This is a genomic window from Corynebacterium sp. KPL1818 (genome assembly GCF_000478135.1).
GTDB classification, from domain to species: domain Bacteria; phylum Actinomycetota; class Actinomycetes; order Mycobacteriales; family Mycobacteriaceae; genus Corynebacterium; species Corynebacterium accolens.
Window position 1 is genome coordinate 419,724 of the sequence record NZ_KI515759.1, and the last position, 15,439, is coordinate 435,162.

A 15,439-nucleotide genomic window follows, 5' to 3' on the forward strand; every position below is an offset into this window, starting at 1 on the left:
GCACTATAGAGGCATGAATTCTTTATGGTTATGGATCGGCATAGCAATCGTTGTCATTGTGCTGATTGTCGTCTTTATTGCAATTGGCAAAAAGCGCGGTGAATCCAAGAAGGTTTCTTTCGAGAAACCCAAGGAAGAAGAGCCCAAGCAGCTAACGCAGGAGCAAAAGTCCGGCAATTACCAGGCCAAGTCTGGCTTCAACTTTGCCCCAGCGGGCTCAAAAGAACCCGAAAAGGTAGCGCAGGAGAAGCCGCAGCAGGCCCAGCCACAGCAGGCTAAGCAGGAGCAGCAGCCGGAGTCCTCGGAGAAATCGGAGCAATCGGAGCCGAGCGCTACCGATATCGCCAATGCACAGCTCAACGGCGAAGAGCCACCGGCGGCCAAGCGACCTGAACCGGCTAAGGATAAGGACGCTGCCTCCACAAAGGAGGCCAAGCAGGAAGAACCGCAGCGCCAAGAACCTGCAGCTGACGAGCAGCCGAAGAAGTCCGCAGAGCCCGCGGAATCCAAGAAACCTGCAGAAGACGGCGACGTACCCAAGCAGGATAAGGACACAGGAAAAGCCGACGTCGCTGGCGATGAGGCTAAGTCCGAGTCCAAATCCGAGTCTGCTTCCACTTCGGAAGCGGAGTCCAAGCCTGCCGCGGATAAGCCTGCGGCGGATAAGACTGAAGGTAAGGGCACTGCCGGTACGGCCGCTGCCGCTGCGGCCGCAGCTGGGGGAGTCGGCTCCGCCGCTTCTGCAGCCTCTGGTGACCGCCAGGAATCCGCCGCAGATGATGCGGATAAGGAACCTGCAGATCAGGTAACTGACCAATCTGATAAGCCGGATTCCGCGCAGGCTTCCACACCTGCTTCCGGTGAGGCGGAAGTAGAGGATAAAGAAGTAAAGGGCAGCGAGCAATCCGCCCCAGCTGCAGCCGAGAAACCCGCAGCAGAAGGCTCAGACGATCGGCACCGCGGCGAGCCGGACCATGAAGAAAAAGACCCGGAAGACGTTGTATCCGTCGAGGCCGCCGAGGTAGAAGACGAATCGCCGGTCTTCGATGCGGTGGTAGATGATAAAGACGCTGACCACATCGAAGAACGCGTTGATAACCGCGAGGAAGCCGAAGAGGCTGCGGCTGCAGCCGATGCACAAACGGATGCTGCGGAAGCAGCTAAGGAACAAACCCCGGTGCCAGATGGCGAACCTGCTGCGGCGGCCCAGCCCACCGAAGACATCGCTCCGGCAGGAGGCCGCCTCGGCCGTCTGCGCGGGCGACTCTCTCGTTCCCAGAACGCCATCGGCCAAGGCCTGATGGGAATTCTTTCCGCCGGCGATCTGGACGAAGACGCTTGGGAGGAGATCGAAGATACCCTCATCATGGCGGATCTGGGCACCAAGTCCACGATGAAGGTCACCGATTCATTGCGCGACAAGATTGCTGAGCGTGGCGTGTCGAGCGAGGAAGAGGCCCGCGCCATGCTGCGTGAATGCCTCATCGAGGCCTGCCACCCAGAAATGGATCGCTCCATTCGCGCGATGCCCAATGACGGAAAGCCCGCCATTGTCATGGTCGTGGGTGTCAACGGCACCGGTAAGACCACCACCACCGGTAAGCTCGCCCGCGTCCTCGTATCGATGGACCACAGCGTCCTGTTGGGTGCGGCAGATACGTTCCGTGCTGCGGCTGCAGACCAGCTAGAAACGTGGGGACGCCGCGTGGGCGCCGAAACCGTGCGCGGCAAGGAAGGCGCAGACCCAGCCTCCGTGGCCTTTGATGCCGTGGCCACCGGCGTGGAACAGCAGGTCGATGTCGTCTTGGTCGATACGGCCGGCCGCCTGCACACCTCGACGGACCTGATGGATCAGTTGGGCAAGGTCAAGCGCGTCGTAGAAAAGAAGACCGAGGTTGATGAGGTCCTCTTGGTTCTCGATGCCACGGTGGGCCAAAACGGCTTGGCACAGGCTCGCATTTTCCGCGAGGTCGTGGATATTTCCGGCGTGGTGCTCACCAAGCTGGATGGCACGGCGAAGGGCGGCATCGTCTTCCAGGTACAAGAGGAATTGGGCGTTCCAGTCAAGCTTGTGGGCTTGGGTGAGGGCGCCGATGACCTTGCGCCATTCGAAGTCGAAGGATTCGTCGATGCCTTGTTAGGTGAGAAATAGGGTCTTCTCCCTCAACCGTTTTAGATAACTCCCCAGTACCCGGCTGCTCATAAAATGAAGTAGTCGCGGGTGCTGGGGAGTTTTTCGCGCCTATGTGCCTTGCAGGTATGTCCTGCGAGCATGGGGAGCCGTGGATTGCTGTGATCTGCATTGGGCTGGTGAGCAATGGTAATCTGGTAGGGCTGTATTTAGTGATTCGGTGCGAAATTCGCACCAATCCAAGACCAAGGTTCGTGAGGCAAGTATTTCGTGACGCTACTTTTTGCTGTCCTCCTCGCAGCATTGGCAGTGATCTTGGCACCGGTGACCGTAAAGGTCATGGACCGACAGGCGGGCTATCCACTAGCCGTCCTCTTTCTCATCGCAGCGGTGCTCATTGCTAAGGATTTTTCTGCCATTGCAGCGGGGGAGGAACTCAGTTTCCAAGCCACCTGGGTACGCGATTTTATTGCACCGGGGGTTGATGTAAGTTTCGCTCTGCGTGGAGATGCATTGAGCATCTTCTTCGCCATGTTGGCTCTTGTCATTGGCGCTGTCGTGTTGACCTACTCGGCAGCGTATCTCCCGAAAAATGAGGGAAATACGAGCTTTTATACATTGATGACGGCGTTTACGCTGTCCATCTTGTTGCTGGTTCTGGCCAATGACGTTGTTGTCCTATTCCTCGCCTGGGAGCTTGTCTCCTTGGCTTCCTTCATGCTCATTGCGCGTTCTGGCTCCGGGGGAGAGGCGGGTTCACAGCGCACCTTAATCCTGACGTTCATCGGTGGCCTTACGCTATTGACGGCATTGGGCATCGCCGCAGTGACCACCGGTTCGACCACCATTTCTGAGATCCTCGCATCCTCGGTATGGGATGAGCGCCCCGGCGTGACCGCGAGCGTTGCCGTGCTCATCGCGGCTTCTGCTTTTACCAAGTCCGCTCAATTCCCATTCCACTTCTGGCTGCCAGAAGCCATGGCCGCCGCTACGCCTGTCTCGGCGTTCCTGCATGCCGCAGCCGTGGTCAAGGCGGGTATTTACCTGCTCATTCGCTTCTCCACGGTCTTCTACGATGTCGTGGTATGGAACTGGGTGCTCATCGTCGTCGGTATGGGCACGGCTGTTATGTCCGCGGTATTCGCGGTGCAAAAGACGGACCTGAAGAAGCTGACCGCTTATTCCACCGTGTCTCACCTGGGTTGGATTGTGGCCACCATCGGTGTCGGTACCCCGTTCGCTATTGGGGCAGCACTGGTGCACACCTTGGCACACGCGCTCTTTAAGTCCTCGCTGTTCATGCTCATCGGCGTCATTGACCATGAAGCGGGTTCGCGCGATATCCGTCGCCTTGGCCCGCTGTGGAATAAGATGCCGTGGACGTTTGGCTCCGTCGTCATCGGCGCCGCCTCCATGGCTGCGGTTCCTCCGCTGCTGGGCTTCGTGTCCAAGGAAGGCATGCTTACCGCCTTCGAAGACGCCCCCATTGGCGGCGCAGGCCAAGCAATCTTGCTTGCCGTGGCGGGTATCGGTGCCTTCTTTACCTTCACCTACTCGGCAAAGATCGTCTTCGGTGCATTCTTCGATGGGCCGCGCTCTATGGACGATGTCCACGAAGCCCCAGTTGCCCTATGGCTTCCCGCGGCGCTGCCGGGCTTTATGTCCTTGCCGCTCGTCTTCGTCTTGGGCATCTTCGATGAGCCTTTGGAGCATGCCGTTGGCGCCGTGGGCATGGAAACGCATTCTCACCTTGCGGTATGGCATGGAATCAACGTGCCATTCATCATCTCGATTCTCGTGCTGGTGGCCGGTATCGCTGGTCTCTTTGCCCGCAAGAAGATGTGGCCGGCTTTCGAGGGCCGGAACTTCATGCCGCGCAGCGGCAACGAGCTCCTGCAAAGCCTGCAGGATGGCTGCGCCAAGCTCGGCCAGGTATTGGGCAAGATGTCCGATTCCCACAACCCGTCCCGGCACATCTTGCCGATCGTCATCGTGATTATCGTCCTCGCCGGTACTACCTTGTTCGGTGAGGGCGTCGACGGCGTACCGCTGCAACCGCGCGTCGATGGTCTCGATAACCCGTGGGACCTGCTGCCGTTGGGCATCATTGCCTTGTCCGTATTCGGGCTGGTTCGTACCAAGAACCGCCTTACTGGTGCCGTCATGATCGGCATCGCAGGTACCGGCGTTACCTTGCAAATGTTCCTCTTGGGTGCACCGGACGTCGCGCTGACCCAGTTCATGGTGGAAGCCCTGTCCGTGGTCGTCATGATGATGGTGCTGCGTTACCTGCCGGAGACCTTCCAGCCGGTTACTGATAAATCCCGCAGGGTAGGCTCCATCGTTATCGCCGTATTGGCCGGTATCGCTGCCTTCCTCGGAGTGTGGGGCCTGATGGGCCGCCACGAACGCTCGGATTTGGCGCTGTGGTACCTCGACGAGGCACCGGATATCACGGGTGGCGATAACGTCGTGGCCACTATCATCGTGGAATTCCGTGCACTCGATACCTTGGGCGAGCTGTCCGTGTTGGGCATGGCCGCCGTCGTTATCGCAGCCATTACCACGACGCTGCCGCGCTTCCCGTTCAGCTCGGGTACGCGCCCGGCGCCTTTCGGTCAGTCGCAGCTGAACTCCGTGCCGCTGCGCAAGGGAATCAATATTGTCATTCCATTGCTCATTATCATGTCCGTCATCGTCTTCTTCCGCGGGCACAATGCCTCCGGCGGCGGATTCCCCGCGGCGCTCATTATGGGTGCGGCCATTGGCCTGACCTATCTGTCCCGCGGTTCCGATGAAATCGTCTTCGGCCGGATGACCCCAGTGCATCTGACCGGCATTGGCATCATTACGGCGCTATTGGCAGGCTTTATTGGCTACTGGCACGACGGCTTTGGCAATGGTGGTTTCCTCACTGCCCTGCACGGCGAAGCCTTTGGCCAGCACTGGACGACGTCCCTCATCTTCGACCTCGGTATTTACCTGGCGGTGTTGGGCATGCTCACGATGGCCATCAACGCCTTGGGCGGCTACCTCAGGCCGGGTACTGAGCGGGACTTCCTGCCGTGGATTCATGACGATGACTCGGCCCTGCCGGCCACGCCGCGCATTGCCGTTGAGGATGCGGACGATCCGTATCCGGACCCAATCAACCCGTCGACGGATCCGCTCGCTTTGCTGAGCCCCAAAGAGGCAAAGACAAAGACAAAGCAACGTCGCCGTTCTAACGCCAACCGAGGAGGGGAGAAGTAATGATTCTCGCGTTAACTATCGCCATCCTCATCGGTGGCGCCGTCTATCTCATTCAGCAACGCGGCTTGGTCCGCATTGTGTTGGGCATGATGGCATTCGGCCACGGTGCCAACCTGACCTTGTTGGCCACTGGCGTGTACTCCTACCGAGGTGAAGCGTTTCCCTCAGAGGTACCCCACGATCAAATGGCCGACCCGCTACCGCAGGCATTCGTTCTGACGGCAGTTGTTATCTCCATGGCAACCTCGACCATCCTGTTGACCATGGCTGCGATGGGCAAAAACGATGACACCGATGTTGTAGAACCCGTCGATGACAACACCATTGACCACGCATTTTCTACCTTGGGCCGCGATGCCCAAAACCGTGCGATTTTGGAAGAATCCGCGAATGAGCTCGATCGCATTGGTCGGGTAGACCACGACACCCCCGTGGCTGAGCGCGGGGTAAATAGGAAGAAGGAGGATGAAAAATAATGGCTGATGTTGTAGCCCAACTTCTTCCGCTTTTCCCGGGCATTCCGCTCATTGCCGCGGCTCTTGCCTTGCTGGCGCCGTGGCGCGCCGTCCGCGATGCGATCATGCTCATCATCCCCGGGGTCGGTGTCTTCGCCGGCCTGGGACTGTTGATCTACACCATGAACAATGGGGTAGTGGCGCATACCGTGGGCCTCTACGTAGGCAATGTGGGTATTCCGCTCGTTGCGGATGCCTTCTCCGCGCTGATGATCATCACCACGATGATCGTGGCCTTTGGCGCGAACTGGTTCGCCATCGTGGGCGGGGAGACGAAATCCCGTTATTACCCTTCGCTCACGCTGATTCTTATCACCGGTGTATGCGGTGCGCTGCTAACCGCTGACCTCTTTAACTTCTTCGTGTTCATTGAGGTCATGTTGCTGCCTTCCTACGGCCTTATCACCATGTCTGGTACGTGGTCGCGCTTGGCGGCAGGACGCGCGTTCGTCCTCGTTAACCTTTTTGCCTCCACGCTGCTGGTGGTTGGTGTCGGCTATATCTATTCCGTCACCGGCTCGGTCAACCTAGCTGCCTTGCAGGGAGCCGCCGCCGGCAACGGCCCGGTGACCGTCGCCGCGGGCATTATCCTTATTGCGATTACCGCCAAGGCCGGTGTCTTCCCGGTGCAGTCTTGGCTGCCGCGTACCTATCCAGGCACGTCGGCCGCAGTGATGGGCCTTTTCTCCGGCCTGCACACGAAGGTCGCCGTCTACATGCTCTACCGGCTGTACGTGCAGCTTTTTGATCTCGAGCAGCGGTGGAACGTCCTTATCATCGTCCTCATGCTGATTTCGATGATGATCGGCGCCTTTGGTGGTCTGACCGAAAAGACGATTCGCCGCGTGCTGGGTTACCAGATGCTCAACGGTATGCCGTTCATCTTGGTGATGCTGGCCTTTACTTCGGAGGATCCGAGCCGCGCCCTGGCCGCCGGTATCATGTACACGATTCACCACATGGTGACCGTTGGCTCGTTGATCCTGGCGTCCGGTGCCATCGAAGAGACCTACGGTACGGGTGACTTGACCAAGCTATCCGGCCTCGCGCGCCGCGATACCATCATCGCCTGGATTTTTGCCGCCGGTGCCTTCTCCGTGGTGGGCTTCCCGCCATTCTCCGGCATGTGGGGCAAGCTCATGATCGTCTTCGAGGTCGCCCGCAACGGCGGCGCTTGGGCCTGGATTGCGATTGTCGCCATCATCATCGCTTCCTTCGCCGCATTCTTGGCGATGTTGCGCGTCTGGCGCGAAGCCTTCTGGGGTCACGATTTGCCCTCGGACAAGGTTCCAGATGAGCTCATCATCCGCAAGAAATTGATGGCTCCTTCCGCAGCGCTCATCTTGGTCTCGCTGGGCATGTTCATTTTCTCCGGCGTGGTTATTGATGCGGTGGAAACCGCAGCCGAGCAACTGCTGGACACGACGGCTTATACTGACACCATCTTGGGTGATGATTCAGCCGCACTACCTAATATCGATGACATTCAGGAGGGCCGATAAATGCATGCCGTAGCTTATGCACTCTGGCTCATCAAGGAGATTTTCGTTGCTGGGTTCACCCTGGCGATGTCAGCATTTAAGCCCGATAACGAATACCACCCGGTGATCATCCGGTATCCACTGCGCGTTACCAGCGCCTGGGAGATTTTCTGGTTCACCTCTTCCATTACCGCTACCCCTGGCACGCTGTCGTTGGGACTGCGCGAACCACCGCGCAAGGGCTTGCCTCGCATCGTGCTAGTACAAGCGGTACAGGGTTCCGATCCTGCGGCGATTGTGGCTGACTTGGCCGATATGGAAGAGCACTTGGCACCGCGCGTTAAGAGCATCGACTATGGCGTTCCTGGGCAAGGGGATACGACGGAGCTCGATGAGGCTTTCTATGAATTCCCCTTGGATACCCTGGGCCGCTATATGCGCTCGCCGGATCTCGCGCGGGCGGAGGACACTCCGCTTTCGGAGAGCCAAGCGGACGTCGAAAAGCCCAAGCACCTCGCCCGGAAAATTCAACGCAGGAAGGAGACCGACCGATGATTGATTTTGCAACATTGTCCCCATTCGGTTGGGTTGTACTAGTGTGCGTGTTCATCATGGGCGGGGCCGCTTGGTGCGGGGTGCTATTAGCGCTGCGCACCCGCGATGAACTCACCCGCGCGGTGATGTCAGACATCGTCTTTTACGGCATGATCTGCATGTACCTCGGCTGGTCAATGATCAACAATGCTCCCTTGGCTTATGACATTGCCCTGATTGGCGCCATCGCGGCCGGTATTTTGCCGACCTTGTCTATGGCCCGCATTGTTTCGAAAGGTCGGCGATAAGTCATGACTGTTTACGAGATTATTGCTTCGGTTCTGCTCATTGTCGCCACCATCCTCGTGGTGGCAACCGTGGTCTCCTTGTGGCGCGCGCCGGATGCCTTGACCCGTGCCAACCTGATGGGCCCGACCGTGGGTTTGGCGGTGCCGCTTATTATCCTCGCCAAGCTCGTGGTGGATTTTGGCCAAGATGGCTTTTCTTTGGGCCTTCTTATCAAAGGCCTCATCGCCTGCTTCGGCGTGTGGATTATCGGCTCGGTGGGCTCGTTCTATTTGGGGCGTTCCATCTATGGCGTTGCGGTTACTGACGTCAAGCACGCCAAACACAATAATGAGAAAATCCAGACCGTCTATGCAGATGAAGACGAAATCTAGGGTTGTTCTTTCCTCATGAGTAACGCGGGTGCGTACCTTCTCCAAGGAGGGGGTGCGGCCCGCGCTTCTTTTGCGTTGCCGCGGTGCTTAATGCAGCGGGGAGCCAGCCGTAATTTGCCGATTGCCACCGTAATTCGGGCACATTCGGAAGTTGGGCGGGGCTAGACTAGAACGCAGCATATCCGCGCCAGGTTTGGCCGCTGAATTTTACTTTTCTTCAGGAGGATTAAATGAAACTTATTACCGCCATTGTGAAGCCGTTTACTCTGCCGGATATCCGGGAGTCATTAAAACAGCAGGATGTGCACGGCCTTACCGTGACCGAAAGCCAGGGCTTTGGGCAGCAGAGCGGGCACAGCGAGGTCTACCGCGGTGCCGAGTACGCCACGGACTTTGTGCCCAAGGTGAAGCTGGAGGTTTTGACCGCTGATGACCAGGTGGAAGACCTCATTGACGCCATCGTGGATGCCGCTTATACCGGCAAGATTGGCGATGGCAAGATTTGGATTACCCCGGTAGAAGACGTCATCCGCATCCGCACCGGGGAGCGCGGCGAGACCGCTCTGTAATTACAGATGGTGGCAGCATCCGCTCTTCGCAGCGAGGCTTATGCAGCGGCGGTGCGCATACTCCAGGGTTTGGACCTGCCGCCGCACACGGCGCTAGCAGCAACCGGCTCTGTGGCCCGGCAGGAGATGACTCCCTATTCCGATATTGATGTCATCCTGATTTTCCCGGAGGACCACGAGCCAGACCCCAGCCAGGTAGAAAAATTGTGGTACCCGGTGTGGGATGCCAAGTATCGGTTGGACTTTGCCCTGCGTACCCCGCAGGAGTGCGCGGAGATTGCCCTGCAGGATGCCTCAACTGGCTTCGCGCAATTGGACCTTACTTATATCGCTGGCGATAAGCCGCTTGTCGATGACGCCCGTCAGCGCCTCCTGCACGCGTGGCGGCGGCAGCTGCAGCGGGGCTTTGATAGCTTCGTCGATATCGCCATCGCCCGGTGGAACCGCTCCGGCGCCGTTGCCACCATGACCAACCCAGACTTAAAAAACGGGCGTGGGGGATTGCGCGATATTCAGCTCCTGCGCGCTTTAGCCCTGGGAAACCTGTGTGATCTGCCTGCGCTGGAGGAAGAGCGGCGGCTGCTACTCGATGCCCGGACCCTGCTGCACGTCAAGGCTCGCCGCCACCGCGATATGTTGGATCCGGACTTTGCCGCAGATGTTGCTGATGAATTGGGCTTTAGCAGCCGCTATGAGCTCACCGCGGCGTTGGTTACTGCGGCCTCTGCGGTCGACGAGGCGGTAGAGCGTAGCTTGGCCACAGCCCGCGGCGTTTTGGGTAGCCGCAGCGCTGGTCCGGCGCAGGGGCGAGACCGCGTGCGACGTCCCCTCGACGTGGACGTCGTGGCCGATGGCGCCGTTATCTCCCTGGCCCGCACACCCAATTGTGAAGATCCATGGTTATTGACCCGCGTTGCGGCGGCCGCGGCGCGCACGGGCTATTCCGTATCGCTAGCGACGTGGCGAGCGCTGCAGGAATTACCGCCCCCACCGCAGCGGTGGCCGCGGGCGGCCGTCGATGACTTTTTCGCCATCTTGTCCTCGCCGGCCCATACCCCACGGGTAATTGCGGAGCTGGATCGCTATGGGCTGTGGGAGCGCTTGGTCCCAGAATGGGGTCATGTGCGTGGATTGCTGCCAAGAGAGCGCAGCCACATGCATTCCGTGGATTATCACTTGGTTGCCACCGTGACGCGCTGCGCCGAGGTGCGCACATCGGTGGCCCGCCCAGATCTCCTCCTCTTGGCTGCGTTGTATCACGATTTGGGAAAGGGGCATGATCGCCCGCACGAGCAAGTAGGAGCAGAGATGGTGGCGCGGCAGGCCGCGCGCATGCGGTTTAACCTTGCAGATATCTCCCGCGTGCAAACCGTGGTGGCAGAGCATACGAGCCTGGCGCGATTGGCAGCGACGATGGATCCGCGCTCGGATGCCGCGCGCGATGCCCTATTAAACGCCTGCCATTATGACCAATTGACCATTTCGCTGCTTGCGACCTTATCCAAGGCGGATGCCTTATCGACGGGTCCTGGCGTGTGGTCTGCTCGCACCGCACAGGCGCAGGGCCTTATCGTGGCCCGCGCTTTGGAAGCAAATAAGCCGCGCATAGTTACCCGCCCTCTAGTTCGCGTTCCCCAGGACGATTACGGGGTAGGCCTGGCGGTCGATTGGCAAGAGGAAGTGGTCACCGTAACTTGGTCCGGCGCCAATAAGGCAGAGTTTAAGCGCATTTTTGCGTTGATATCTGCCCTGGGGTGGACCATCGTGCGGGCCAATTTCGTGCGCGGTGATGCTGGTGACTATCAGGCGGAATTTGTCATCCGCACCGTGCAAAAGACGCTGAGAGAGGCCGCGGAACCGGACCGGTTTATCCAGTCCTATAATTCGCGGACATATACCGAGCTTCCTGAGATCGCAGGTGAGCCCACGACGGCGGCGTTTAACGTGGGCGGAATCTTAGAGATTCGCACCGTGGAGAGGATAGGCGCGTTGGGCTATCTGGTGGAGGCTTTGCCGGAGTTTATGTGGCTGCGCCATGAGATCCTGGGTGCCACGATGATTGTGCACGTTTTCTTTGGCGCTTCGGTTTCTCGCGCCCAGGTGGTGGGGAATGTGACCAGGGCCCTGGCTAGGGACTAAGATTGAATAATTGAACTTTAGATCGATCTAATTTAAGGGAGCGCATCCGTAGTGTTTGACTCACTATCAGACCGCCTACAGTCAGCCCTGGCGGGCCTGCGCGGCAAGGGCAAATTAACTGAGGCGGATATCAACGCCACGACTCGTGAGATTCGTTTGGCATTGCTGGAAGCTGACGTTTCTCTGACGGTGGTGCGCGGGTTTATCAAGCGCATCAAGGAACGCGCCCGCGGCGCGGAAGTCTCTGAGGCGCTCAACCCCGCCCAACAGGTGGTCAAGATCGTCAATGAGGAACTCATTGAGATCCTTGGCGGCGAAACCCGCCGGTTGAACCTGGCCAAGAATCCTCCGACCGTCATCATGCTGGCCGGTCTGCAGGGTGCTGGTAAAACCACCCTGGCCGGTAAATTGGCCAAGCACCTCACGAAGCAGGGGCACACCCCCATGCTCGTGGCCTGTGACTTGCAGCGCCCAGGCGCTGTGCAGCAGCTGCAGATCGTCGGCGAGCGCGCGGAGGTCCCGACCTTCGCCCCAGATCCAGGCACCTCCCTGGATTCCAATGACCACGAGATGGGTACCTCGCACGGGGACCCGGTGGACGTCGCCAAGCGCGGTATTGCTGAGGCAAAGCAGAAGCAGCACGATGTGGTCATCATCGATACCGCCGGCCGCTTGGGTATTGATGAAACCTTGATGACGCAGGCGCGCAATATCCGCGATGCCGTCAACCCAGATGAAGTTCTCTTCGTCATCGATTCCATGATTGGTCAAGACGCCGTGCAAACGGCGGAGGCCTTCCGCGATGGCGTGGACTTTACCGGCGTGGTTCTCACGAAGCTGGATGGTGACGCCCGCGGTGGTGCAGCGCTGTCCATTCGTGAGGTGACCGGCAAACCGATTTTGTATGCCTCTACCGGTGAGAAGCTCGATGATTTCGATGTCTTCCACCCAGAGCGCATGTCCAGCCGCATCCTGGGCATGGGTGACCTGCTCTCCCTGATTGAGCAGGCGGAAGCCACCTTGGATCACCAGAAGGCCGAAGAAGCGGCCTCCAAGCTGGGCTCCGGCGAGCTCACGCTGAATGACTTCCTTGATCAGATGCTGATGATCCGCAAGATGGGTCCGATTGGCAACCTGCTGAAGATGATGCCTGGCGGCAAGCAGATGAATGAGATGGCCGCCATGGTGGATGAAAAGCAGCTGGATCGCATCCAGGCGATCATCCGCGGTATGACCCCAGAAGAACGCGAGAACCCAAAGATTCTGAACGCGTCGCGCCGCAAGCGCATCGCCAATGGTTCCGGTGTGAGCGTATCTGAGGTCAACCAGCTCATCGAGCGCTTCAACCAGGCCAAGAAGATGATGTCCAAGATGGCCGGCCAATTTGGCATGGGCGGTGGCGGTCGCTCTGCCACCAAGAAGAAGCCCAAGGGCCGCAAGGGCAAAAACGGCAAGCGCAAGAAGGGCAAGGGCGGCGGTGGCAACCGCGGCCCCAAGATGCCGGGCGGTATGCCGGGCATGGGCGGCGGTATGCCGTCGATGGAAGAGCTACAGCAGCTGCAGCAGCAAATGGGCGGCGCCGGCGGTGCCGGTGGCCTTGGCGGTGGAAAGATCCCCGGCATGCCCAAGATGCCCAAAGGCATGGAGAATATCGACCTCGATAACCTCAACTTTGGTAAGGGCAAAAAGTAGCCGCGCAGAAACATAAATAAAAGGTGGCCCCATTACTTCACAGGTAATGGGGCCACCTTTTTGTATTCTGGCCGCGCTCGGTCTTTTACACCGGATCGTTTTCCGGGGTATTGGGGTACGGCACCGGGTTGGCGCGCCGCGTGCCACCGGTGGTGGGGGCAGCCGGCGATTCCTCTAGCGCTGCCTCTGCCTCTTCGGGGGAGATTTCTGGCGCCTCTTGCTGGACCTTTTCGCCGTTCAAGAAGGGCGTGAGGGCTTCTCGGATCATCGGTATCGCGGAATCCGCGAAGGCATTGGTGATGTGGTGCATATCGCGGTAGACCATGGTGTTGCCAATGACCACTGGACAATCGCCATTGGCGTCGCAGAACCACGGCGCGGTATCGAGGGACAGCATGTTCTCATACTGCGATAGGACTACAGCGCCTGGATCATAAGGTTGGTAGACCTGCTCGAATCGCATGCCACAGCCCACAGCATCCTCGTTGGCTACGTAGCACTCATCGAATTCGCGCGGCTCTCCGTCCTCGTCGAATCCCCACGGGTTATCCCGGAAGCCAAGGAAGGGAATATCGCGCTTGGACAGCTCATCCCAGAAGGCTTGGTAACCGGCGGGCACCGCATCGGGGCCATGCCCATATTCGTTTTGCGGGCGGGTGGTATTGGAGATAACCAGCGCTGGGTGGGCTTCGGCAATGCGGTCCATGACCAGCTCGCCCCACTCGGCGCACTCGGGGCTGACCGTGACGTCATCGCCAAGCTCGATTGGGCAGCCTTGGCGCAAGAGAGGAACGAGCTTAAAGCCCATCTCGCGGCCCAAGTGGTCGAGGGCAGAGGAGTATTGCTCCGCGTGGGATCCTCCCACCAAATAGACTTCTTTTTCGGAATTGGTATCGCCGAAAATGCATGGCGTCTTGCCGTCCCTGCGGGTTTCAAAGAAGAAATCGGCGGGCTGGCTATCGGGAACAAAGCACCAGTTTGCGGCGACCGGCGGCTGGATGCCCCCGGCCACGATGGGATCAGGTTTGATCTCTACGCCATCTGGTGGGGTGATGTCATTAATGAACGTGGTGGCGCCCGGATATTGCTTGGGGTTGAGAATCTCCGCATCGGCGATATTCAGCGTGCGCAGCCACAGCGGCTGAATGAGAAGCAGTGCGGTGACACAGCTGGCGACCACGACACCGCCGATGGCCCGACCGGCCCCGGCACGGGTGGACAGGCCGGAGATTGCCTTGTGGGCTGGAAGGTCCTCTGCCAAGGGGCGCTTGCGGTGCTGGCGCAAGGGGCGCTCGATGAGGCGGTGCGTGGCATCGGCAAGCAGCAGGGAGATGGCAATGATAATGATGCCCAGCCACCACGACGGGGTCTGCTGACCCAAGTACGAGGTGGACAAAATGAGCAGCGGCCAGTGCCAGAGGTATAGCGGATAGGCGACATCGCCTAGCCAACGCGCCTTTCCAGAAGCCATGGCCTTGGAGATCTTTCCGCCACCGCCCAAGATGATGAGCACGGCGCCGCCCAGAGGCAACAGCGATAGCGGACCTGGATAGGCGGTGGTCTCTGCGATGATGGCGCCGGTAAAGACCAACATGAAAAGGCCGAGGCCGGTAAATAGGTCATAAAAACGGGCCGGAATCTTCCAGGCGGAGCCGTAAATAGCAAGTACCGCGCCGAGGGTCAGCTCCCAGGCGCGCGACCACGTGGAGTAGTAGTTTTCCGGCGTTCCGTGCAGCCCATGGCGCGAGGCATAGGCAAAGGAAGCGATGGTCACCACGATGAGAATGGGACCGGCAATCTGGTTGACCGTGGGGAAGCGGCTGGTGCGCAGCGAGGACTCCTGCGGGCGCAGTTTCATTATCGCGGCCAGAATGAGGGCGAAAGCAATGCCCATCAGGTAAAACTGGCCCTGCACGGACATCGACCACATATGCTGCAGCGGGGAAGTATCGGCGGCGGCCGCGGTGTAGTCGGCGTTTTGGCGGGCCAGCTCCCAGTTCTGGTAGTACAGCATGGTTGCCGTGATTTGCTGGGTAAATTCAGTGCGCATGAGCTGCGGGGTGAAAAGGCGCACCAAGATATACGTCACACCGATGACTAAAACGAGGCTTGGCACCAAGCGGCGCAACGTGCGCCAGATTGGCCACCAGGGGTTCAAAGATGCGTTGGGCTTGCCGGCATAGCGCAGCTGCGAGCCTAAGAAGAAGTAACCGGAAAGCAGTAAGAAGACATCCACGCCGCCAGAGACACGACCGACAAAGACGTGGTAGATAACTACGAGGCCAATTGCGATACCGCGCAGACCGTCGAGGTCATAGCGATATCGAAAGTTGCGTGGGGAATCTGTTGTCATAAAACGTCATTTCGTGCGCTTGTCCGTGGGAGGCACAAACGCGGCGTACTTTTAAGCCTTCAGGGTCAAAGGATTGCATTCGGCTCATAAGGG

11 protein-coding genes are annotated in these 15,439 nt (G+C 59.0%); 10 read left to right on the plus strand and 1 reads right to left on the minus strand.

Going from position 1 to position 15,439, the window contains the following annotated elements; all coding sequences use genetic code 11:
• The first annotated feature begins 13 nt into the window (after positions 1-13).
• From ftsY to ffh, 10 genes are all read left to right on the plus strand, one after another.
• The gene (gene ftsY / locus HMPREF1261_RS07710; RefSeq protein WP_023030539.1) at positions 14-2,152 is read left to right on the plus strand and encodes a signal recognition particle-docking protein FtsY; all 2,139 of its coding nucleotides are present in this window, start codon (positions 14-16) and stop codon (positions 2,150-2,152) included.
• 249 nt (positions 2,153-2,401) lie between these two features.
• Positions 2,402-5,383, plus strand: a complete 2,982-nt coding sequence (locus HMPREF1261_RS07715) for a DUF4040 family protein (protein WP_023030540.1) — start codon at positions 2,402-2,404, stop codon at positions 5,381-5,383.
• Positions 5,383-5,859: a sodium:proton antiporter gene (locus tag HMPREF1261_RS07720; RefSeq protein ID WP_005278605.1), complete on the plus strand. Its 477-nt coding sequence runs from the start codon at positions 5,383-5,385 to the stop codon at positions 5,857-5,859. The genes HMPREF1261_RS07715 and HMPREF1261_RS07720 overlap by 1 nt, the downstream gene beginning before the upstream one ends.
• Positions 5,859-7,400, plus strand: coding sequence for a monovalent cation/H+ antiporter subunit D family protein (locus tag HMPREF1261_RS07725; protein ID WP_023030541.1), 1,542 nt, complete (start codon positions 5,859-5,861; stop codon positions 7,398-7,400). The genes HMPREF1261_RS07720 and HMPREF1261_RS07725 overlap by 1 nt, the downstream gene beginning before the upstream one ends.
• On the plus strand, positions 7,401-7,934 hold the full coding sequence (locus tag HMPREF1261_RS07730; protein WP_005278609.1) for a monovalent cation/H+ antiporter subunit E: 534 nt from the start codon (positions 7,401-7,403) through the stop codon (positions 7,932-7,934).
• The gene (locus HMPREF1261_RS07735; RefSeq protein ID WP_023030542.1) at positions 7,931-8,221 is read left to right on the plus strand and encodes a hypothetical protein; all 291 of its coding nucleotides are present in this window, start codon (positions 7,931-7,933) and stop codon (positions 8,219-8,221) included. Before HMPREF1261_RS07730 ends, HMPREF1261_RS07735 begins: the two co-directional genes overlap by 4 nt.
• A 3-nt stretch (positions 8,222-8,224) precedes the next feature.
• On the plus strand, positions 8,225-8,593 hold the full coding sequence (locus HMPREF1261_RS07740) for a Na+/H+ antiporter subunit G (protein WP_023030543.1): 369 nt from the start codon (positions 8,225-8,227) through the stop codon (positions 8,591-8,593).
• A 230-nt stretch (positions 8,594-8,823) separates the two neighbouring features.
• Positions 8,824-9,162 carry a P-II family nitrogen regulator gene (locus tag HMPREF1261_RS07745; RefSeq protein ID WP_023030544.1) on the plus strand — a complete coding sequence of 113 codons (339 nt, stop codon included), beginning with the start codon at positions 8,824-8,826 and terminating at the stop codon, positions 9,160-9,162.
• Positions 9,163-9,168: 6 nt separating this feature from the next.
• The gene (locus HMPREF1261_RS07750) at positions 9,169-11,301 is read left to right on the plus strand and encodes a [protein-PII] uridylyltransferase (protein ID WP_023030545.1); all 2,133 of its coding nucleotides are present in this window, start codon (positions 9,169-9,171) and stop codon (positions 11,299-11,301) included.
• 51 nt (positions 11,302-11,352) lie between these two features.
• Positions 11,353-12,993, plus strand: coding sequence for a signal recognition particle protein (gene ffh, locus HMPREF1261_RS07755; protein WP_005278622.1), 1,641 nt, complete (start codon positions 11,353-11,355; stop codon positions 12,991-12,993).
• Positions 12,994-13,078: 85 nt separating this feature from the next.
• Here ffh and HMPREF1261_RS07760 read toward each other — a convergent pair whose 3' ends face one another.
• Positions 13,079-15,346, minus strand: a complete 2,268-nt coding sequence (locus HMPREF1261_RS07760) for an acyltransferase family protein (RefSeq protein ID WP_023030546.1) — start codon at positions 15,344-15,346, stop codon at positions 13,079-13,081.
• Between the last annotated feature and the right edge of the window lie 93 nt (positions 15,347-15,439).